Origin of the sequence: Corynebacterium tuingiense, assembly GCF_046718165.1 — a bacterium.
Lineage (GTDB): Bacteria > Actinomycetota > Actinomycetes > Mycobacteriales > Mycobacteriaceae > Corynebacterium.
In genome coordinates, this window is the sequence record NZ_CP177101.1 from 1,028,176 (window position 1) to 1,047,594 (window position 19,419).

Annotated in this window: 23 protein-coding genes; all 23 read left to right on the top strand. The window is 58.7% G+C overall.

What is annotated here, in order from left to right; all coding sequences use genetic code 11:
- The first annotated feature begins 7 nt into the window (after window positions 1–7).
- The 23 genes from prmC (at window position 8) to ACLI1T_RS05015 (ending at window position 19,367) form a co-directional block, all read left to right on the top strand.
- Window positions 8–841: a peptide chain release factor N(5)-glutamine methyltransferase gene (gene prmC / locus ACLI1T_RS04905; RefSeq protein ID WP_411703195.1), complete on the top strand. Its 834-nt coding sequence runs from the start codon at window positions 8–10 to the stop codon at window positions 839–841.
- A gap of 32 nt (window positions 842–873) precedes the next feature.
- Window positions 874–1,542 (top strand): L-threonylcarbamoyladenylate synthase, encoded by a 669-nt coding sequence (locus ACLI1T_RS04910; protein WP_349867153.1) that lies wholly within the window; start codon window positions 874–876, stop codon window positions 1,540–1,542.
- A gap of 14 nt (window positions 1,543–1,556) precedes the next feature.
- Window positions 1,557–2,732 carry an MraY family glycosyltransferase gene (locus ACLI1T_RS04915; RefSeq protein WP_023026354.1) on the top strand — a complete coding sequence of 392 codons (1,176 nt, stop codon included), beginning with the start codon at window positions 1,557–1,559 and terminating at the stop codon, window positions 2,730–2,732.
- Between the two features lie 10 nt (window positions 2,733–2,742).
- Window positions 2,743–3,174 (top strand): hypothetical protein, encoded by a 432-nt coding sequence (locus ACLI1T_RS04920; RefSeq protein ID WP_411703196.1) that lies wholly within the window; start codon window positions 2,743–2,745, stop codon window positions 3,172–3,174.
- A 442-nt stretch (window positions 3,175–3,616) separates the two neighbouring features.
- Window positions 3,617–4,417 carry a F0F1 ATP synthase subunit A gene (gene atpB, locus ACLI1T_RS04925; RefSeq protein WP_023026356.1) on the top strand — a complete coding sequence of 267 codons (801 nt, stop codon included), beginning with the start codon at window positions 3,617–3,619 and terminating at the stop codon, window positions 4,415–4,417.
- 104 nt (window positions 4,418–4,521) lie between these two features.
- Window positions 4,522–4,761, top strand: coding sequence for an ATP synthase F0 subunit C (locus ACLI1T_RS04930; protein ID WP_005280196.1), 240 nt, complete (start codon window positions 4,522–4,524; stop codon window positions 4,759–4,761).
- Between the two features lie 43 nt (window positions 4,762–4,804).
- The gene (locus ACLI1T_RS04935; protein ID WP_411703197.1) at window positions 4,805–5,374 is read left to right on the top strand and encodes a F0F1 ATP synthase subunit B; all 570 of its coding nucleotides are present in this window, start codon (window positions 4,805–4,807) and stop codon (window positions 5,372–5,374) included.
- 6 nt (window positions 5,375–5,380) lie between these two features.
- Entirely contained in the window at window positions 5,381–6,196 is an 816-nt protein-coding gene (locus ACLI1T_RS04940) for a F0F1 ATP synthase subunit delta (protein WP_411703198.1), read from the top strand.
- 60 nt (window positions 6,197–6,256) lie between these two features.
- A complete protein-coding gene (atpA, locus tag ACLI1T_RS04945) occupies window positions 6,257–7,897 on the top strand; it encodes a F0F1 ATP synthase subunit alpha (RefSeq protein WP_411703291.1) in 1,641 nt (546 codons plus the stop codon).
- Between the two features lie 50 nt (window positions 7,898–7,947).
- Complete coding sequence (locus ACLI1T_RS04950; RefSeq protein ID WP_411703199.1) at window positions 7,948–8,937, top strand: F0F1 ATP synthase subunit gamma; 990 nt, start codon at window positions 7,948–7,950, stop codon at window positions 8,935–8,937.
- A 3-nt stretch (window positions 8,938–8,940) separates the two neighbouring features.
- Complete coding sequence (gene atpD / locus ACLI1T_RS04955) at window positions 8,941–10,386, top strand: F0F1 ATP synthase subunit beta (protein ID WP_005280201.1); 1,446 nt, start codon at window positions 8,941–8,943, stop codon at window positions 10,384–10,386.
- Between the two features lie 10 nt (window positions 10,387–10,396).
- Window positions 10,397–10,771 carry a F0F1 ATP synthase subunit epsilon gene (locus tag ACLI1T_RS04960; protein ID WP_023026361.1) on the top strand — a complete coding sequence of 125 codons (375 nt, stop codon included), beginning with the start codon at window positions 10,397–10,399 and terminating at the stop codon, window positions 10,769–10,771.
- A gap of 182 nt (window positions 10,772–10,953) precedes the next feature.
- A complete protein-coding gene (locus ACLI1T_RS04965) occupies window positions 10,954–11,433 on the top strand; it encodes a DUF2550 domain-containing protein (RefSeq protein ID WP_034659266.1) in 480 nt (159 codons plus the stop codon).
- Between the two features lie 21 nt (window positions 11,434–11,454).
- Window positions 11,455–12,147 (top strand): endonuclease NucS, encoded by a 693-nt coding sequence (gene nucS / locus ACLI1T_RS04970; protein ID WP_411703200.1) that lies wholly within the window; start codon window positions 11,455–11,457, stop codon window positions 12,145–12,147.
- The gene (locus ACLI1T_RS04975; protein WP_411703201.1) at window positions 12,147–12,431 is read left to right on the top strand and encodes a hypothetical protein; all 285 of its coding nucleotides are present in this window, start codon (window positions 12,147–12,149) and stop codon (window positions 12,429–12,431) included. The genes nucS and ACLI1T_RS04975 overlap by 1 nt, the downstream gene beginning before the upstream one ends.
- 10 nt (window positions 12,432–12,441) lie before the next feature.
- The gene (locus tag ACLI1T_RS04980) at window positions 12,442–12,750 is read left to right on the top strand and encodes an MTH1187 family thiamine-binding protein (protein ID WP_034653892.1); all 309 of its coding nucleotides are present in this window, start codon (window positions 12,442–12,444) and stop codon (window positions 12,748–12,750) included.
- Complete coding sequence (locus ACLI1T_RS04985) at window positions 12,750–13,667, top strand: tetratricopeptide repeat protein (protein ID WP_411703202.1); 918 nt, start codon at window positions 12,750–12,752, stop codon at window positions 13,665–13,667. The genes ACLI1T_RS04980 and ACLI1T_RS04985 overlap by 1 nt, the downstream gene beginning before the upstream one ends.
- A 50-nt stretch (window positions 13,668–13,717) precedes the next feature.
- A complete protein-coding gene (locus ACLI1T_RS04990; protein ID WP_411703203.1) occupies window positions 13,718–14,536 on the top strand; it encodes an ABC transporter ATP-binding protein in 819 nt (272 codons plus the stop codon).
- On the top strand, window positions 14,536–15,363 hold the full coding sequence (locus tag ACLI1T_RS04995; RefSeq protein WP_411703204.1) for an NUDIX hydrolase: 828 nt from the start codon (window positions 14,536–14,538) through the stop codon (window positions 15,361–15,363). The genes ACLI1T_RS04990 and ACLI1T_RS04995 overlap by 1 nt, the downstream gene beginning before the upstream one ends.
- Window positions 15,360–16,493, top strand: coding sequence for a THUMP-like domain-containing protein (locus ACLI1T_RS05000; RefSeq protein ID WP_411703205.1), 1,134 nt, complete (start codon window positions 15,360–15,362; stop codon window positions 16,491–16,493). Before ACLI1T_RS04995 ends, ACLI1T_RS05000 begins: the two co-directional genes overlap by 4 nt.
- Window positions 16,494–16,519: 26 nt before the next feature.
- The gene (locus ACLI1T_RS05005) at window positions 16,520–17,302 is read left to right on the top strand and encodes an electron transfer flavoprotein subunit beta/FixA family protein (RefSeq protein ID WP_023026369.1); all 783 of its coding nucleotides are present in this window, start codon (window positions 16,520–16,522) and stop codon (window positions 17,300–17,302) included.
- 8 nt (window positions 17,303–17,310) lie between these two features.
- Window positions 17,311–18,252: an electron transfer flavoprotein subunit alpha/FixB family protein gene (locus tag ACLI1T_RS05010; RefSeq protein WP_349886766.1), complete on the top strand. Its 942-nt coding sequence runs from the start codon at window positions 17,311–17,313 to the stop codon at window positions 18,250–18,252.
- A complete protein-coding gene (locus tag ACLI1T_RS05015; protein ID WP_349853125.1) occupies window positions 18,252–19,367 on the top strand; it encodes a cysteine desulfurase family protein in 1,116 nt (371 codons plus the stop codon). Before ACLI1T_RS05010 ends, ACLI1T_RS05015 begins: the two co-directional genes overlap by 1 nt.
- The last annotated feature ends 52 nt before the right edge of the window (window positions 19,368–19,419 follow it).

Below are 19,419 nucleotides of genomic sequence, written 5' to 3' on the forward strand. Positions count from 1 at the left end.
GCGGTCGATGGATTCGTACGGTGAGGCGCTGCGCCATGGGGTGCAGCGCCTTCGCGTTGCTGGAGTAGGAAGCCCCGAATGGGATACGCGCATCCTCATCTCGCACCTCATTCACTGCGGGCATTTGGATATTCCGCTGCATGAGCCACCCATGCCCGGCTTCCAGGTTGCCTTCGAGGCGCTTTTGCGCAGGCGGGAACAGCGCGAGCCGCTGCAATACGTGCTGGGCACGGCGTGGTTTGGGCCCCTAGATCTAAAGGTGGGCCCAGGCGTGTTCATTCCGCGCCCGGAAACGGAGGTGATGGCGGACTGGGCGGTCCACCACGCACCAGGCCGGCGCATGGTGGATTTGTGCTCAGGTTCGGGCGCGCTGGCGCTCTACCTGCAGCATTACGTACCGCAGGCGGAAGTGAGGGCGGTCGAGCTTTCCGATGCCGCCCTCGAATTCACCCGCGCCAATGCCCACGGCACTCGGGTAGAGGTGGTGCAAGCGGACGCGACCGACAGTCAGACTCTGGCGGACTGGAATGGCATGGTCGATCTCATAGTGAGCAACCCGCCTTATGTACCGGAAGATCCGAACTTGCAACCGGAGGTGTATCACGATCCGCACGTGGCCGTCTTCGGTGGCGATGACGGCATGGGAGTAATCCGCGGGTTGATTCCCACCATCGCCAGGCTTTTGCGGCCTGGTGGGGTCATGGCGATTGAACACGACGATACGACTGGCGATGCAGTGCGCGATGCGGTGCGTGACCACGGTGGCTTTTCCCATATCGCGCCGCTTAGGGACCTAACAGGCACGCCGCGCTTTATTACCGCGCGGCGCGCGGTAGACTAAGGCATCACCGTCGGGCAAGAAGGGGACTATTGATGCAAGGAAAAATTTATAATTGCGCCGATGACGCCGAGCGTGAGGAAGGCGTGAGCATCGCCACCAAGGCCGCCAAGTCTGGGCGGCTTGTGGTCATGCCCACCGATACGCTGTACGGTTTGGGCTGCGATGCCTTCGACAATGACGCGGTAGCTAATCTGCTTGCCACCAAGCAGCGTGGGCCGGATATGCCGGTTCCCGTGCTCGTCGGCTCCTGGAACACCGTTCGCGGCCTCGTCGCCTCGTACCCCGATTCCACCCGTGACCTCGTCGAAGCCTTTTGGCCAGGCGGACTATCCATCGTGGTGCCGCAGGCGCCGTCCCTGCCGTGGAACTTGGGAGATACCCGCGGTACCGTCATGCTGCGGATGCCCCTTCACCCGATTGCCATCGAGCTGCTGCGCGAGGTGGGGCCGATGGCGGTTTCTTCTGCGAATATCTCTGGACACCAACCACCAACCACGGCGCAAATGGCCAAGGGCCAATTGGGCAAGGCCGTCACCGTGTATTTGGACGGGGGAGAGACGGCCATCGGCAAGCCCTCCACCATCATCGACCTTTCCGGTGACCATCCATTCCTGCTGCGCGAAGGTGCATTATCCGCGGAGGAGATTGGCGAGGTCCTCGGCGTCTCTGCTGACTCGTTGCGCACCCGGCCCCAAGGATAGAAGGAGCATTTCGCGTGAGCGGCACTGGCGTACCGCTGCGCGAGTTGGCCTTGGTCATCCTCGTTGCAGCGACATTTACCTACCTGACCACCGGAGTGGTGCGATCCTTTTTGGTCCGCACGGGCCGGGTGGCAGAAATTCGCCTGCGCGATTCCCACTCCCAGCCGACGCCCCGCATGGGTGGGCTCGCCATGTTTACCGGTTTTGGCGCGGCGATATTCCTCGCCGCCCAGCTTCCAGCCTTGACTCGCGGGTTTATGCCGGTGACCCCAGAGATGAGTGCGGTGTTGTGGGCGGCGCTGGCCATCGTGCTTTTGGGTATTGCCGATGACTACTTGGAACTCGGGGCCCTCATCAAGCTTTTTGGGCAGCTCTTTGCCGCCGCCCTTATGAGTGGTCTGGGTCTGACGTGGACGCTGCTCTTTATCCCCTTCGGTGGCGGCACCACGGTAGTGCTCGACCAGATTCAAAGCACCCTCCTTACCGCTTTCTTCACGGTCCTACTCATCAACGCCATCAACTTCGTTGACGGCCTCGATGGCCTAGCCGCAGGCCTTGGGCTCATCGCGGGCGGCGCCATTCTAATATTCTCGCTGACCGTCCTGCATGACCAAGGCGGAGCGGTATCGGCGTATCCACCTGCTATTATCAGCGCCGCTTTGGTGGGAATGTGTGCAGGCTTTTTGCCCCATAACTTTGAACCCTCCCGAATTTTCATGGGCGATTCCGGCTCTATGCTTATTGGACTCTTGCTCGCTGCGGCCTCCACCTCCGCGTCCGGCAAGATCAACATGTCCCTCTACGGCACCGTGGACATGGTGGCGCTTATGTCACCTATCCTCGTGGTGATCGCTGCGGTGTTTATTCCAGTCTTAGACCTTGTCTGGGCGGTAATTCGCCGTCTATCCCAGGGGCGCTCGCCGTTTTCAGCGGATAAGGCGCATATTCACCACCGCCTTTTGTCTCTGGGGCATACGCACCGGCGCACCGTGCTGGTGTTGTACCTCTGGGTTTCCGCGGTGGCCTTTGGAGCGGTGTCGTTTTCCATCGTGCCAGCCCCGGTGGCGATCGGCCTGTCCATCATGGCGTTATTAGTTGCCTTTGGCGCGACGCTGATTCCACTGCGGCAGGGCAAGATTGGTCTCAGGTCGTCGGATGATTGCGTAGTGCGTGACTCACCGAGCGCGTGAGGTAGGGTGAATGTCCGTGAGTGACACAACGGAAAATGCTAATTTCGATGACCCACGCCTGCCGCTGCAGCGTGCCGTAAAGAAAGGGTCTACCGCCCTTGGCATCTTTACCATCATTTCTCTCGCCGTCTGGGGTGGGGCACAGGGTGTCGCCGGGCTCTGGGGCGTTATCGTCGGCGCTGCCCTCGGCGGTGGCTTTGTCTTGTTTACCGCGCTCTCAGTGCTTTTTACCGCCCACTCGACGCCCTCAACCACCATCGCGGTGGTATTGGGCGGTTGGCTTATTAAGTTGATCGTGCTTATCGGAGTTCTGGCCATTATCCGGGACATGGATTTCTATGACACGTGGGCGCTATTTCTTACCGTCGTCGTAGCACTCATCGTTACCTTAGGTACCGAGGTCTGGGCCGTGGTCACTTCTAGGGTTACCTACGTGTCTTAACTGGGAAAGAGATGGCTAAGCCGTCGCGTGCTGGGCTGGTGCGCGGCGGTCTTTTTGTGCCCGCATGCTGGCATTAATGGAAGTTGTCCACCCCCGAGGGGGTGTGTTGGTCCGAGGGTGTGATCAACTGCACGTTTGTGAATTGGGCAGGAATAGCGCGGTTTTGTATGGTAAAAGGTGGAAATGGCGCTATCGGGTGTGGCCTATGGGGCCCCCACGTGCAAAAACTGTTGATCCAGCTGATACGATTTGCAACGGGTTACCGCGGGGTTAAGTGTTGCGCTTGAATCCTGCACGGTAAATCCCTGTCTTGTTCACGCTGATGTGCGACGGAGTCCGTGTTCAAGGCAGAGAGTTTGAGACGTCCATCGCACCACAGAGGCCAGCTATTGGCTGTGTGGCCCGAACACGGGAGAGAACGCTGAGCGTTACAACATTGGCTATGAAAGGGCACTTCCATACGCCCGATCTAGGTGAAGAATTCTTCCCGGGGCAAATTGATGCCGACCATCTGTTTTTCGGTGACTTCGCCGACGGATGGTTCGCGCTTGATCGCCTGATGCTGATTCGCATTTTGATGACGCTAATTGTGGTGATCCTTTTCTGGGCTGCCTTTAAGAACCCTAAGTTGGTTCCTTCTGGCATTCAGAATGTAGGCGAGAACGCGGTCGACTTCGTCCGCGTCCACATCGCCGAGGACATTTTGGGTAAGAAGGAGGGAAAGCGATTCCTGCCAATTATCGCTAGCATCTTCTTCGCGGTTCTGTTTATGAACGTCGCGACCGTTATCCCGGGACTTAACGTCTCGCCCAACGGTCGTATTGGTATGCCAATTGTGTTGGCAGCCGTTTCGTACATCGTCATGATTTACGCCGGCGCCAAGCGCTACGGCTTGGGCAAGTTCATTCGCTCCTCCGTAGTGATTCCGAACTTGCCACCGGCATTGCACCTTTTGGTGGTACCGATTGAGTTCTTCTCTACGTTCATTCTGCGACCGGTTACCCTTGCAATTCGTCTCATGGCGAACTTCCTTGCTGGACACATCATCCTGGTTCTTCTCTTCTCTGCTACGAACTTCTTCTTCTGGCAGCTAAATGGTTGGACCGTCCTGTCTGGACTGACCGTGGTCTTGGGCTTGGCTATGAGCCTGTTCGAGATTCTGGTTATCTTCTTGCAGGCGTACATCTTCGCCCTGTTGACGGCGGTGTACATTGAGTTGTCCTTGCACGCTGATTCGCACTAAGGACGAGGTCGACGAGCGCGACCGAGTAATCCACCTAATTACACAACACTGACATTCGGTCCGGTTCGGACTGAAGATTTTTACGAAAGGGAACGACTTTCACCATGAACGAAATCATTCTGGCACAGGATGCTGCTACGACGTTCGAAGGCTTCGGCACCATCGGTTACGGCTTGGCTGCTATCGGCCCTGGTATCGGTATCGGCATCGTCGCCGGCAAGACCGTTGAGGCTATGGCACGCCAGCCGGAGATGGCCGGCCAGCTGCGTACCACCATGTTCCTGGGTATCGCCTTCACCGAGGCCCTGGCCCTTATCGGCCTCGTTGCCGGCTTCCTGTTCTAAAAGTACGAGTTTTCCAAACCGAAACTTTTAAGACGGGAGACCTATGAATAACGTCGTTTATTTGCTTGCAGCAGAGGGCGAGGAGAACCCAGGTTCGGGTAGCTTCTCCGTTCTTCTGCCCAAGAACTATGACATTTTCTGGTCTTTGCTGTGCTTCATCGTAATTCTCTGGTTGTTCTGGAAGTTCGTACTTCCTCGTTACACCAAGTTGCTCGAAGAGCGTGAAGACCGGATTGAGGGCGGCATGAAGCGCGCTGAGGCCCAGCAGGCCGAGGCCAAGGCTGCTCTAGAAAAGTACAATGCTCAGCTGGCTGATGCCCGCGCAGAGGCAGCCGAGATCCGCGAGCAGGCGCGCGAGCGCGGCAAGCAGATCGAGGCTGACGCGAAGAGCCAAGCGGAAGAGGAATCCCGCCGCATCGTCGCCAATGGCGAAAAGCAGTTGGAAGCTTCTCGTGCGCAGGTTGTTTCTGAGCTGCGTTCCGAAATGGGACAGAACTCCATCAACTTGGCAGAAAAGATTCTGGGCGGCGAGCTTTCTGACGCCTCCAAGAAGTCCTCTACCATCGATGGCTTTTTGTCCGAGCTCGACTCTGTGGCACCGGCCGGAAAGTAGGCAACTATGAAGGCAGCTAGCCGCGAAGCACTCGCGAACTCACAGTCCCGTGTGGATGAAATCCTCGCTGGCGATAAGAACGTCGCTAGTGCAGTCCAAGCGGGCCTAGACATTTTCGAGGTCGTCGACGTCTTGGATGGGGACCGCGAATTGCGCGTGTCCTTCATTGACGTCGCAGCCCCGGCCGAAGCGCGCAAGTCCTTGGCCGAGAATCTCTTTGGCTCCAAGGTTTCTGCCGGTGCGCTAAGCATCTTGCAGGAAGCTGCGGCGAACCAATGGTCTTCGCCGAAGGACTTTGTCAACGGGCTTGTTTCCTTGGGTCGCCGCGCATTGCTGCGTGCCGCCGAGGCACAGGGCCAGTTGGGCCAGGTCGAAGACGAGCTTTTCCGCTTGGCGCAGATTCTGGACCGCGAGGGCGAGCTTACCCAGCTGCTTTCCGATCGAACTGCTGAATCCGCACGCAAGCGCGGATTGCTGGCAAACGTGCTCTACGGCAAGGTGACGATGTTTACTGAAGCGCTCGCGCTGCAGGGCATCAGCCGCCCAGAGCAGAACCCCATCGATGACATAGCCGGATTGGCCGATACTGCAGCAGCCCTGCAGGATCGCACCATCGCGCGCGTAGTCGCTGCGGGTGAATTGAATGAAGGCCAGCAGGCAGTACTCGCTGAGAAGCTGGGCAAAATTTATGGTCGTGCGATGTCCATTCACTCTGAGGTTGACACCAGCCTCCTCGGTGGCATGCGCATCCGCGTCGGCGATGAAATCATTGACGGCTCGACGGCAGGCAAGATTGCCCGCTTCCGTGCCCAGATGGTGTAGCCGAAACGACAGAAACGATTTAAGTAAGTGCTGGAAGATACTACCGAGAGCAGGAAGAACATGGCGGAGCTGACGATCTCCTCCGACGAGATCCGTAGTGCGATTGCGAACTACACCTCGAGCTACTCCGCGGAGGCCTCCCGTGAGGAGGTCGGCGTGGTCATTTCGGCAGCTGACGGTATTGCGCAGGTTTCTGGCCTGCCATCCGTTATGGCGAATGAGCTGCTCGAGTTCCCCGGCGGCGTAATTGGCGTCGCACAGAACCTTGACACCAACTCCATCGGTGTCGTGGTCCTGGGTAACTACGAGTCCCTCAAGGAGGGCGACGAGGTTAAGAGGACCGGAGAGGTCCTTTCCATCCCCGTGGGCGAGGACTTCCTCGGCCGCGTTATTAACCCACTGGGCCAGCCCATCGACGGCTTGGGCCCAATCGAAAGCGAAGAGGAGCGCGTCCTCGAGTTGCAGGCACCTTCGGTGCTGCAGCGCCAGCCGGTTGAAGAGCCAATGCAGACCGGCATTAAGGCTATCGATGCGATGACCCCGATCGGCCGTGGTCAGCGTCAGCTGATCATTGGCGATCGTAAAACCGGTAAGACCGCGGTGACCATCGATACCATTTTGAACCAGAAGGCCAACTGGGAGTCCGGCGACAAGGACAAGCAGGTCCGTTGTATTTACGTCGCCATCGGCCAGAAGGGCTCGACCATCGCCAGCGTGCGCCGCACCCTTGAGGAGCACGGCGCGCTGGATTACACCACCATCGTGGCGGCCCCAGCTTCTGATTCCGCCGGCTACAAGTGGCTGGCACCGTTCTCCGGTGCCGCATTGGGTCAGCAGTGGATGTACCAGGGCAACCACGTCCTGGTCATCTACGATGACTTGACTAAGCAGGCTGAGGCCTACCGTGCAATTTCGCTGTTGCTGCGCCGGCCACCGGGACGCGAGGCCTACCCAGGTGACGTCTTCTACCTGCACTCCCGCTTGCTGGAGCGCGCTGCAAAGCTTTCCGATGACATGGGTGCCGGTTCTATGACCGCACTGCCCATCATCGAAACGAAGGCTAACGACGTCAGTGCCTTCATTCCGACCAACGTCATTTCCATTACTGACGGTCAGGTATTCTTGGAGTCCGACCTCTTCAACCAGGGCGTGCGCCCGGCTATTAACGTCGGTGTGTCCGTCTCCCGTGTTGGTGGTGCGGCACAGACCAAGGGCATGAAGAAGGTTGCCGGTAACCTCCGTCTTGACCTGGCTGCATACCGTGACCTGCAGGCATTCGCTGCCTTCGCATCCGACCTTGACTCTGCGTCCAAGGCGCAGCTGGAGCGCGGTTCCCGCCTGGTCGAGCTGCTGAAGCAATCCGAATCCTCGCCGCAGCCGGTGGAATACCAGATGGTATCTATCTACCTCGCTGAGGCAGGCATCTTCGACGTCGTTCCCGTCGAAGACGTTCGCCGCTTCGAGGTCGAGGTGCACGAGTACCTCAACGCCAATACTCCAGAGGTCTTTGAGCAGATCGCCGGCGGCAAGGCGCTTAGCGATGAGTCCAAGGAAGCACTCGAGGCCGCAGCCAAGGAGTTCGCTCCTACCTTCCGCACCTCCGAGGGCCACAATTTGGGCACCGAAGAGCCTGTAGATCCTTTGGACGAAAACGACGTGAAAAGCACCGAGCTCAACGTCTCCCGGAAGACGGCTAAGTAGAGTTCAGCTCTCGTAATTAACCGTCTATATGAAAGAAGGGAGGAGAAACGATGGCTAATCTTCGCGAATTACGCGACCGCATCCGGTCCGTGAACTCGACTAAGAAGATCACTAAAGCCCAGGAGCTCATTGCTACCTCGCGCATTACCAAAGCGCAGACTCGGGTGGAAGCCTCTCAGCCGTATGCGATTGAGCTGACCAATGTCATGAACAGGTTGGCTGCAGCGTCGACGCTAGAGCACCCTATGCTGCGCGAGCGTGAAGACGGCAACGTCGCCGCGATTCTCGTAATCACCTCTGACCGAGGCATGTGCGGTGGCTACAACAACAACGTCTTCAAGAAGGCAGCCCAGCTCAAGGCCCTCCTCGAAAGTAAGGGCTACGAGGTAGTTCGCTACGTCACCGGCAGCAAGGGCATCGGCCACTACAACTTCCGCGAGGAAGAGGTAGCGGGCAGCTGGGATGGTTTCTCTCAGGATCCAACCTGGGAGGGCACCCACGATGTGCGTCGCCACATGATCGATGGCTTCGTTGCCGGTTCTAAGGGCACTACCAAGGGCCGCGAGGGCTTGCATGCGGAAGGTGAAGGCGCAGGTGTTACCGGCTTTGACCAGGTGCATGTGGTCTACACCGAGTTTGAGTCCATGCTGACCCAAACTGCGCGTGCGCAGCAGCTTTTGCCTGTTGAGCCGGTAGTGCAGGGCGAGGAGTACGAGATGGGTGACTCCGCACTGGAGGATCCGGAGCCGACGGAAAACATTTCCGCGGACTTCGAGTTCGAGCCGGACGCGGATACCCTGATGGAAGCGCTGCTTCCGCAGTACGTCTCGCGTATCCTGTTTGCTATGTTCTTGGAGGCTTCGGCTTCCGAGTCCGCTGCACGCCGTACAGCTATGAAATCTGCTACTGACAACGCAACCGAGATTGCCAATGACCTATCTCGTGTGGCCAACCAGGCCCGTCAGGCACAGATTACCCAGGAAATTTCAGAGATCGTCGGTGGCGCTGGCGCGCTATCTGACAGCGCAGAAAGTGACTAGATTATGACTACAGCTCTGCAAGAGCAGAATGCACAGTCTTCGGCAGTCGCCGGTCGTGTCGTGCGCGTCATCGGTCCGGTGGTGGACGTGGAATTCCCACGCGAGGCACTTCCGGCCCTGTACAACGCACTCCACGTCGAGATTAAGCTCGAAGCTGTGGCAAAGACCGTCACCCTTGAGGTCGCTCAGCACCTCGGTGACAACCTCGTTCGTACCGTGTCCATGGCACCTACCGATGGCCTTGTCCGTGGCGCCGAGGTAGTCGACTCCGGAGAGCCTATCTCCGTTCCCGTCGGCGACGTCGTCAAGGGCCACGTCTTTAACGCCCTCGGTGACTGCCTCGACGAGCCGGGCCTCGGCCGCGATGGTGAGCAGTGGGGCATCCACCGCGAGCCACCAGCGTTCGACCAGCTCGAGGGCAAGACCGAGATCCTCGAAACCGGTATTAAGGTCATTGACCTGCTGACCCCTTACGTTAAGGGCGGCAAGATTGGCCTCTTCGGTGGTGCAGGTGTGGGTAAGACCGTCCTGATTCAGGAAATGATTACCCGTATTGCCCGCGAGTTCTCCGGTACGTCGGTTTTCGCCGGCGTCGGCGAGCGCACCCGTGAGGGCACCGACCTCTTCCTGGAAATGGAAGAGATGGGCGTTCTGCAAGATACCGCACTTGTCTTCGGCCAGATGGACGAGCCACCAGGAGTTCGTATGCGCGTGGCGCTGTCCGGCCTGACCATGGCGGAGTACTTCCGCGATGTGCAGAACCAGGACGTGCTGCTGTTCATTGACAACATCTTCCGTTTCACCCAGGCCGGCTCCGAGGTTTCCACCCTGCTGGGTCGTATGCCTTCCGCCGTGGGTTACCAGCCAACCCTGGCTGATGAGATGGGTGTGTTGCAGGAGCGCATTACCTCCACCAAGGGTCGTTCCATTACCTCTCTGCAGGCCGTTTACGTGCCTGCCGATGACTACACCGACCCGGCCCCAGCCACGACCTTCGCCCACTTGGATGCGACGACCGAGCTGGACCGTGCCATTGCTTCCAAGGGTATTTACCCAGCAGTGAACCCGCTGACCTCTACCTCTCGTATCCTCGAGCCAGGCATCGTGGGCGAGAAACACTACGAGGTAGCGCAGCGCGTCATCGGTATTCTGCAGAAGAACAAGGAACTGCAGGACATCATCGCCATCCTTGGTATGGACGAGCTGTCTGAAGAAGACAAGGTGACCGTGCAGCGTGCCCGCCGTATCGAGCGCTTCTTGGGTCAGAACTTCTTCGTCGCGCAGAAGTTCACCGGTCTGGAGGGCTCCTACGTGCCGCTGCAGGACACCATCGATGCCTTCGAGCGCATCTGCAACGGTGAGTTTGACCACTACCCAGAGCAGGCCTTCAACGGCTTGGGTGGCTTGGACGACGTCGAAGCTGCATACAAGAAGTTGAACGAGAAGTAGGGAGAGGCACATGGCTGACATCACCGCCGAATTGGTTTCCGTCGAGCGCTCATTGTGGTCTGGTCAGGCCTCCATAGTGACGGCTGAGACCACCGAGGGTGAGATCGGCGTGCTTCCCGGTCACGAGCCTGTGATCGGTCAATTGATCGACAATGGCGTAGTGACCATCCACCCAGTCGATGGCGCGCGGCGCGTTGCCGCCGTCCAGGGTGGCTTCCTCTCCGTTACCCAGGACAAGATTACCGTCCTCGCTGATTGGGCCATCTGGTCCGATGAGGTGGATGAGGCCAAGGCGGAAGAGGATTCCTCTTCGGCTCATGAGCTCACCAAGTCCCGCGGTGAGGCTGCATTGCGTGCACTTCGCCGCGCAGCAAAGGCTGAATAAACCTTGGATTGGTAGGAGAGGGCAGCAATAGCCGCCCTTCCTGCTCTCAGAAAAGCGCACTGGATTTATCCGGTGCGCTTTTTCACGTTTTCTTTGCCTTTTCTTATTGGCGCAGAGGAGGAATCAGGCGCTACAATCCAAATAATTGTTCTTTCACTAACCAAGGATGGCGTGTGGAGCCCATGAATTCGACGGTTATCTCGGTGGTCCTGTGGGCCTTAGCGTTGGTAGTATTGCTAGTTGTTCTGCTGGCGGCCCTGCGATTTTTTACTCTGCGCTCGCGCGGAACCGCAGTGTTGTTGCGCTCAATGCCGGCGAAGGATAGCTTTTCCTGGCGCCATGGCGTGCTGCGTTATACCGGCGAAGTCGTGGAATACTTCAAACTGCGCTCTGTATTTCCGCGCTATAACCTGTGGTTTAATCGCCTCGACATCACCATTTTGAACTCCCGTTCTTTGGATGATGACGAGGCTTCTTTCATGTCTGATGCCACCGAGGTGGTGCACTTTAGCACCGGGGATGCGGAATACGAGCTGGCTTCCGATTCCCGCGGGATCATGGCTTTCGAAGCTTGGGTCGAGGCTGCGCCGTCCAAGCGGCAACAGCGCTTTGATTACAAGCAGTTGCGGGAGCGAGCCACCCGGCAGTCCAAGCGCCAATAGCAACAGGCTAGGGTAGTAGCCATGCGCTTAGTAATCGCCCGTTGTTCAGTTGATTACGTGGGACGGCTCGACGCCCACCTTCCCTTGGCGGACCGCCTGCTCATCGTCAAGGCAGACGGCTCGGTATCGGTGCATGCCGATGACCGCGCGTATAAGCCCCTGAATTGGATGACCCCGCCGTGCACGGTGCAGGAATCCGTCATCGAGGACGTCGATGGCAATGACACCGGTGAAGTTTTATGGCTTGTGGAAAACCCGAAGGGCGAGCAATTGCGCATCACCATTGCGGAAATCCACGAGGACATCTCCTATGACATGGGCGAAGATCCAGGCCTAGTAAAAGACGGTGTGGAGGCGCACCTACAGGAACTTTTGGCCGAAAAGATCGACACATTGGGCTCCGATTTCACCCTCGTGCGACGCGAGTATCCCACGGCCATTGGCCCGGTAGACATCATGGCAAAAGATGCCGATAACCGGAATGTTGCTGTGGAGGTCAAGCGCCGCGGTGGTATCGACGGGGTCGAGCAGCTAACCCGCTACCTCGAGCTGCTGAACCGCGATGAATTAATCGCGCCTGTATTCGGCATCTTTGCGGCGCAAGAGATCAAACCACAGGCCCGAACGCTTGCCGAAGACCGCGGCATCCGCTGCGTGGTCCTGGACTACCAGGAGCTGCGCGGGCTCGAGTCGAAAGAATTGCGGTTGTTTTAATGCCACGGCGAAATAGGCGGAAACCACAAGAATTCCGGCCACTGCCCAAGGACGGCTCCACCTTTTTTGGTTCGCAGACGGTCGAGGGCCCCAGCTGGACGCACGGGGAGCCCTATATCATGCGGCACATCGGTTCCGCGCGGGCGCAAAAGTTCTATATTTGCCCGGGTTGTAACCAAAATATTCCGCCTGGGGTTGCCCACATTGTTGCCTGGCCGCGCGATACCGGAAGGCAGGGCGATGACCGCCGCCATTGGCACCGGCACTGTTGGAAGCGAAGGTAGACTTGCGGGCATGATTGTTGCATTTTCAGTAGCACCTGCAGTGGTGGATAATGACTCCGGCGAGATGGCTGATGCCGTGGCGGAGGCGGTCCGCGTGGTGCGGGAATCCGGCCTGCCCAATGAAACCAACGCCATGTTTACCCTTGTAGAAGGCGAGTGGGACGAGGTTTTCGGCACGATTAAGAAAGCCACCGAAGCGGTGCGTGCGGTATCGCCGCGCACCTCGTTAGTGATCAAGGCCGATATCCGCGAAGGCGTGACGAATCAATTGACAGATAAAGTAGACGCCGTGAATCGTCGTTTAGCTAAGGAGGATTAATGACTTCTGCGAATAATGCTTATGTAGGCGGTGCCCTCGATCTCAGCCAGGTCAAGGCGCGTGCGGAAGCCCGCCAGCAGGCGCAAGAGCAGCCGCAGGCTAGTGGAGTCCAGCCATTTTTTACCGTCACCGAGGCGAATTTCGAGACCGAGGTGGTGCGCCGCTCCACTGAGGTGCCGGTCGTCGTCCTTATCGGCACCCCGCGCTCTACCCAATCCGACCAGCTGAAGCAGGACCTGCAGGAATTAGCCGCGGCGGGAAACCTAAGCTTCCTCGTAGGCTACGTGGATGCGGACGCCACTCCACAGGTCGCGCAGGCCTTCGGCGTGAAAAACCTGCCTACCGTGGTGGCCATTGGCGCCGGCCAACCGCTGACCAATTTCGAGGGAGCCCAGCCGAAGGAGGCCCTTAAGCAGTGGCTGGATAGCTTGGTAGAAAACGTTGGACCGCAGCTTAAGGGGCTCGAGTCTGCACCGGCCGCAGCGGAGGAGGAAGAAGAGGACGACCCTCGCCTGCAAGAGGCAGAATCCTTCCTGAACTCGGGCGATTTCGATGGCGCTATTAAGGTCTACGAATCCATCTTGGAAGCGGAACCGGATAATACCCAGATTAAGCAGGCGCGGGACACAACGAAGCTTCTCAAGCGGCTGGACCCAGCCAATCAATCCGAGGACCCGATTGCTGCCGCGGATGGGGATAAGGGGGACATCGACAAGCAGATGCGTGCCGCTGACGCCGAAGTCGTGGCAGGTGCCCCAGAAAAGGCCTTTGACCGCCTCATCGAGACCATGAAGGTTTCGGCCGGCGATGAGAAGGCCCAGCTCAGGGAACGCCTGCTCGAGCTCTTCGGCCTGTTTGCTGGCAATGATCCGCGTGTCCTTGAGGCGCGCACGAAGCTGGCGAGCGCGCTGTATTAAAGTCGGCGGAGCTGTGTCAATTACTGCGGGCGGTGAATAGATCAGTCACAATGGAAGGCGTGAACGACGTAACCCCAACTGATCAAGACTGGCTCATCGACTTCCGTGGCGTGGAGCTTCGCCGCGACGGCAAGAACTTGGTAGGCCCCGTGGACTGGCAGGTCGAGCTCGATGAACGCTGGGTCATCATCGGGCCGAACGGTGCCGGAAAGACCTCCTTGGTGCGCATGGCGGCAGCGGAGGAATTTCCCTCCAAGGGCACGGCCTTTTTGATGGGCGAGCAAATTGGCAAGACCGATATGCGTGACCTGCGAGCATTGATAGGTCTGTCCTCTTCCGCCGTGCAATCGCGCATCCCCGCGGATGAGCGGGTTTATGACCTTGTTATTTCCGCCGGTTATGCGGTTTTGGGTCGGTGGCGCGAAGAGTACCAGGACATGGACTTTTCCCGTGCCGATGACATCTTGGCCCAGGTCGGTGCCACCCACTTAAAGGATCGGACGTGGACCACGCTTTCAGAAGGCGAGAAGAAGCGCGTCATCCTCGCCCGCGCCTTGATGTCCAACCCGGAGCTGCTCATCCTCGATGAGCCTTCTGCCGGCATGGACCTCGGCGGGCGCGAGGACCTCGTGGGGTACTTGGGCGATCTCGCGATGGATCCGGATGCCCCTGCCATCGTGATGATAACCCACCACGTGGAAGAAATCCCATACGGCTTTACCCACGCAATGCTCTTGGATGAAGGGAAAGTGGTAGCGAAGGGGCTCATAAACTCCGTGCTGACCTCGGAGAACCTGTCCCAGTCCTTCCACCAGCCCATCCAAGTAGATCGCATTGGGCAGCGGTACTTTGCCCGTCGGATATCTTAATGACCAATCAGATTCATGACCGGCTCGATGCGATCGACGCCAGCGATACCACCGGGTTTAACGGCGGGCGCATGGCGGCGACTGTGCTCCTGCTTCGCGATGGCCCCGAAGGGCTCGAGGCCTGGGTGCAAGAACGCGTAAGCACGATGCGAAACTACCCGGGCCATGCCGTATTCCCCGGCGGTGGGGTAGACCCGCGCGATTTCCCACCGCGTTCGTGGGATTCCGGTGATTTGTGGGCCGGAAAGTCCGTTGTGGCTATGGCTCGGCGGATGGGAGTCACCAAATACAAGGCCCACGCCCTCGTCTTCGCCGCGGCCCGCGAGCTCTTCGAGGAATCCGGTACCTTATTCGCGATTCGGGATGACGGCACGATTTCTAATGCGCGCCGGTATCACCGCGAGCGACGGCTCTTGGAAGACCACACCATCTCCTTTACCGAGTTCCTTAGCAATAACGGTATGCGCGTCGATGCCGATATGCTCCTTCCATGGGCCCGGTGGGTGGGGCAAAGCAAAAACCATTGGTTTGATACTTTTTTCTTCGTCGGCCTGCTACCTAGCGGGCAAGAACCGGACGGGGACACGCATGAGGCCGATGACGCTGGGTGGTTTTCGCCGCAGCTCATCCTGGAAGGCTGGCGTGCCGGACTCGTTCGCCTCGTAGTTCCCACCTGGGCGCAGATGCAACGGTTATGCAAGTACTCCACCGTCCAGGAGGTGCTTGATGATGCCTCCTCGTCCGACCTTCGCCCCGTCATCGGCGACCTCCGCGACGACCCGCAATACGCGGAATATTTCGCCACCACACCTACAGAGCGCATATGAGTTTTAACCTCGATGAAGTCCGTTTCTTAAGCGAACATAACGCCGAACTTGCCAGCTGGGACTTGGAGCTGAGCAAGGCTTCGCAGCTGAAGGATTTAGAAAAGCTGAAAGCAGCCTACGGCGACTATGCGCGCTGCGCCATGGAGCTACTTACAGCCCGGCGGGGCGGAAAGCTGCCTGAGACCTGTCTTATGGATGCTGATTCTGCTCAGCAAGCTACCCCGCTTCCTGTCGCGCGCTATCGCTCAGAATTCCTGCAGCAGCGAGGGATGCGCACCGTCCACGATGTCACGTGTTCTATCGGCACCGAAGGCTATGCATCGCCACTCGACTACTTCGGCTCCGATATTGATGCCTCGCGCCTCGCCATGGCCCGGCATAATTTGGCATCTGACTCGTTCTTTCAAGCAGATGCACTCACTACGACCACCACGGCGGACGTCATTATCGCCGATCCTGCTCGCAGAAAGGCGGGGCGGCGGATTTCCCGCCCGGAGGATTTGCTGCCGCCGCTGCCGGATTTAATCTCCGCGCACAGGAACGCACACCTAGCCATCAAGTGTGCACCCGGTCTTGATTTCAGTGACTGGGACGGATTGGTCACCGTAAGCAGCGTCAATGGAGCGGTTAAGGAGGCGTGCCTTTACACACCTGGTCTCGGAACGGGCAGGCACGCGGTGATGATTCAGGGGGAATCAGTCGACGTTCTCACGGATGAAGAGCACAACCTGCCAGAGGCTGGCGAGATCGGCACGTATCTCATTGACCCCGACGGGGCAGTAGTGTGCGCGGGCCTCGTGCAGCATTATGCGGCGCGCGAGGGATTGTGGCAGATCGATCCGCGGATTGCGTACCTGACGGGGGAGCGCATTCCACAGGGAATGTCGGGATTTCCATTCATAGAAAAGGTCCCCTTAAAGCGCCTAAAATCGGTACTAAAATCTTATGATGCAGGCAGCTTAGAAATCCTTGTGCGCGGCGTAGATGTGGACCCTGACCAGCTAAGAAAGCAGATGAAATTGAAGGGAACGCGGCCTTTCGCGGTCATCATTACGCGAATTGGCTCACAGGGTATCGCGTTGCTTTGCCAACCCCGAGTATTATCGTCCGAAGAGAATTACGCAACATAAATCTATCGGAAAGGTGAGTGCCCCCAATGCCAACGATTGTGGCTCTGGTCAAGCATGTACCGGATACGTGGTCCACCAAATCTCTGGAGGATGACCACACCCTGGATCGCACCTCCGTGGACAACATCATTGATGAGATTAATGAATACTCCGTGGAACAGGCGCTACGCCTGCGCGATGATAATCCGGATGAAAATTACCGTGTTGTCGCTTTAACGATGGGCCCCGCTCAAGCAGATGAAGCCCTCCGCAAGGCCCTTGCGATGGGTGCAGATGATGCGGTCCTCGTATCCGACGACGCACTGGCCGGCGCCGATGCACTGTCTACCGCGTGGACCCTGAACGCAGCGATTAACACGCTAGAGGATGTCCAACTGATCACATTGGGCAATGAGGCTTCCGATGCCTCGACCGGAACGATTGCCGGACTGCTCGCTGAATACCGCCAATTGCCCGCATTGACTGAGCTGCACAAGGTGGAGCTTCAGGGCAGCGCGGTAAAAGGCAGCCGCGAAGACGCCCGCGGAACCTGGGAGCTCGAGGCGGCCCTTCCTGCGATTATTTCCGTCACCGATAAGGCTGATAAACCGCGCTTCCCTAACTTTAAGGGGCTTATGGCCGCAAAGAAGGCAGAGATTACCACTCTGAGCGTGGCGGACTTGGGTATTGATGCCATTGCGCCGACCACGACGGTCACTTCTTCTTCCAAGCGCCCGCCGCGCACGGCAGGCGAGGTTATCTCGGAGCCGCAGCCACAGGATGCTGCGAAGAAGATTGCTGACTTCCTAGCTGCAAAGAACTTGATTTAGGAGTAGAAATGTCTCACGTTTACGTACTTGTTGAACACGATGCAGACAGCATTCTCCCCGTTACCGGTGAGCTCATTACCGCCGCACGCGAATTGGGTACGGTGTCTGCGGTGGTCGTCGGCAAGCAGGCAGATGCCTTCGATGCCGAGCTAGCCGCCCTCGGTGCCGCCCAGGTGGTGCAGGCAACGGCGGAGGATTATGACCAGCGCCTGGTGATTCCTGAGGTTGATGCTTTGCATGCCCTGGGCGCAGCCAATCCAGCGCCCATTGTCCTGGCCGCCAGCCCGACGAATAACGAGATTGCGGGCCGCTTGTCCGCTCGTCTAGCTTCCGGGGCGCTCGTCAATGTGGATTCCATTGAGGCGGATGGCTCTGCAACCATGACCATTTTTGGTGGCACCTACGAGACCACATCGCAGGCCTCTGGTAGCTGCCCGATATATACCCTGCAGCCCGGTTCCGTTGTGGCGGAGCCCCAGCAGGTGGAAACTCAAGCGGCCCCAATGCCACTGCCTGCGGCAACCGAAAAGGATGTCAAGGTTAATTCCTTTACTCCCGCCGAAAAGTCCGCCCGTCCCGAGCTCACCGCAGCCAAGGTTGTGGTTTCCGGCGGCCGCGGCGTCGGCGATAAGTTCGGCGAGGTCGTAGAGCCGCTTGCCGATGCCCTCGGTGGCGCCGTCGGTGCCACCCGCGACGCCGTCGATGAAGGCTTCTACGATGCCACCCACCAGGTGGGCCAGACAGGCGTGACCGTGTCGCCAGATCTCTACATTGGCTTGGGCATCTCCGGTGCCATTCAGCACACCTCGGGCATGCAGACCTCCGGCACCATCGTGGTGATTAACCAGGACCAGGATGAGCCGTTCTTCCAGATCGCGGATCTCGGCGTCGTCGGTGACCTGCACGAGATCGCCCCAGCTTTGACCGAGGAATTGAAGGCGCGCCAGTAATGCCGCACTATTTCGACTACGCAGCAACCCAGCCGATGCGCCAATCCGCCATCGACGCATGGGTTGCCGCCTCCGGATCGCTCAACTCTAGTGCGCAGTACGCCTCTGGCCGCAGGGCCCGCTCTGTGCTTGACGATGCCCGCGAGAAAGTCGCCTCCCTCCTTGGCTGCGAACCTATCGAGGTCATCTTTACTTCCTCCGGCACCGAGGCAGACAATATCGCTATCCAGGGCCTTTATGCGGCGGGAAACACCAACCGCATCATCTCGACGGATATTGAGCACCCAGCCGTGCGCGATACCGTTGGCAAGCTTGCCCAAGCCGGCGCCACCGTGGACCTGCTCCCCGTAGACCGCACCGGGCACATCAGCGACGGGGGCGCCTTCGCGGAGCCTGCCGATCTTGCTACTTGCATGTGGGCCAATAACGAAACCGGTGCGATTCAGCCCATCGAGGAGCTGGCCTCCCTCGCGCAACAATCCGGTATTCCCATGCATGTGGATGCGGTGCAGGTAGCGGGCAAGCTGCCCATCAATTTTGCGGAATTGGGCATCACAACGCTCGCCGCCAGCGCCCACAAGTTTGGCGGCCCGCGCGGTATCGGCGTGCTATTGGCCAAGCGCACCCCAGCGCCGCACCCGATATCCTATGGCGGCGGCCAAGAGCGCGGACTTCGCCCAGGCACGGTGGACGTCGCCAGCGCCTCCGCGCTTGCCGCTGCGTTGGAGGAGTCCATCGCCGAAAGCGCTGCCGAGGGCAAGCGCATCACTGGACTCCGGAACAAGCTGCGGGATGGGATCCTTTCTTCCGTTGACAACGTCGTGGTGAATTCCACCGAACCATGCTTGCCGTCGCACCTACACGTTTCTTTCCCTGGCACTGATGGCGACAGCCTCATCATGCTGCTGGACTCGTTGCAGATTGAGGCATCGACAGGCAGTGCCTGCAGCGCAGGCGTCAACCGCATGTCCCATGTGCTTTCTGCAATGGGCGTCAGCGAGGAAGAAGGAATCGGATCCCTCCGGTTTACCTTGGGGCGCCTTACCTCCGAAGACGATGTGGATTACGTGCTCGCGCACTTGCCGGACGTCGTTGCTCGGGCCCGCACGGTTTAGGTATCAGCCCTTTCTTTGGCAGCATTGCGCCGCGCGGCGATTGCCTGGGCAA

Bases quoted from the DNA above. Each gene is read 5' to 3' on its own strand.
- prmC (WP_411703195.1), top strand. From the start codon at position 8: ATGGATTCGTACGGTGAGGCGCTGCGCCATGGGGTGCAGCGCCTTCGC.
- ACLI1T_RS04910 (WP_349867153.1), top strand. From the start codon at position 874: ATGCAAGGAAAAATTTATAATTGCGCCGATGACGCCGAGCGTGAGGAA.
- ACLI1T_RS04920 (WP_411703196.1), top strand. From the start codon at position 2,743: ATGTCCGTGAGTGACACAACGGAAAATGCTAATTTCGATGACCCACGC.
- atpB (WP_023026356.1), top strand. From the start codon at position 3,617: ATGAAAGGGCACTTCCATACGCCCGATCTAGGTGAAGAATTCTTCCCG.
- ACLI1T_RS04930 (WP_005280196.1), top strand. From the start codon at position 4,522: ATGAACGAAATCATTCTGGCACAGGATGCTGCTACGACGTTCGAAGGC.
- ACLI1T_RS04935 (WP_411703197.1), top strand. From the start codon at position 4,805: ATGAATAACGTCGTTTATTTGCTTGCAGCAGAGGGCGAGGAGAACCCA.
- ACLI1T_RS04940 (WP_411703198.1), top strand. From the start codon at position 5,381: ATGAAGGCAGCTAGCCGCGAAGCACTCGCGAACTCACAGTCCCGTGTG.
- atpA (WP_411703291.1), top strand. From the start codon at position 6,257: ATGGCGGAGCTGACGATCTCCTCCGACGAGATCCGTAGTGCGATTGCG.
- ACLI1T_RS04950 (WP_411703199.1), top strand. From the start codon at position 7,948: ATGGCTAATCTTCGCGAATTACGCGACCGCATCCGGTCCGTGAACTCG.
- atpD (WP_005280201.1), top strand. From the start codon at position 8,941: ATGACTACAGCTCTGCAAGAGCAGAATGCACAGTCTTCGGCAGTCGCC.
- ACLI1T_RS04960 (WP_023026361.1), top strand. From the start codon at position 10,397: ATGGCTGACATCACCGCCGAATTGGTTTCCGTCGAGCGCTCATTGTGG.
- ACLI1T_RS04965 (WP_034659266.1), top strand. From the start codon at position 10,954: ATGAATTCGACGGTTATCTCGGTGGTCCTGTGGGCCTTAGCGTTGGTA.
- nucS (WP_411703200.1), top strand. From the start codon at position 11,455: ATGCGCTTAGTAATCGCCCGTTGTTCAGTTGATTACGTGGGACGGCTC.
- ACLI1T_RS04975 (WP_411703201.1), top strand. From the start codon at position 12,147: ATGCCACGGCGAAATAGGCGGAAACCACAAGAATTCCGGCCACTGCCC.
- ACLI1T_RS04980 (WP_034653892.1), top strand. From the start codon at position 12,442: ATGATTGTTGCATTTTCAGTAGCACCTGCAGTGGTGGATAATGACTCC.
- ACLI1T_RS04985 (WP_411703202.1), top strand. From the start codon at position 12,750: ATGACTTCTGCGAATAATGCTTATGTAGGCGGTGCCCTCGATCTCAGC.
- ACLI1T_RS04990 (WP_411703203.1), top strand. From the start codon at position 13,718: ATGGAAGGCGTGAACGACGTAACCCCAACTGATCAAGACTGGCTCATC.
- ACLI1T_RS04995 (WP_411703204.1), top strand. From the start codon at position 14,536: ATGACCAATCAGATTCATGACCGGCTCGATGCGATCGACGCCAGCGAT.
- ACLI1T_RS05000 (WP_411703205.1), top strand. From the start codon at position 15,360: ATGAGTTTTAACCTCGATGAAGTCCGTTTCTTAAGCGAACATAACGCC.
- ACLI1T_RS05005 (WP_023026369.1), top strand. From the start codon at position 16,520: ATGCCAACGATTGTGGCTCTGGTCAAGCATGTACCGGATACGTGGTCC.
- ACLI1T_RS05010 (WP_349886766.1), top strand. From the start codon at position 17,311: ATGTCTCACGTTTACGTACTTGTTGAACACGATGCAGACAGCATTCTC.
- ACLI1T_RS05015 (WP_349853125.1), top strand. From the start codon at position 18,252: ATGCCGCACTATTTCGACTACGCAGCAACCCAGCCGATGCGCCAATCC.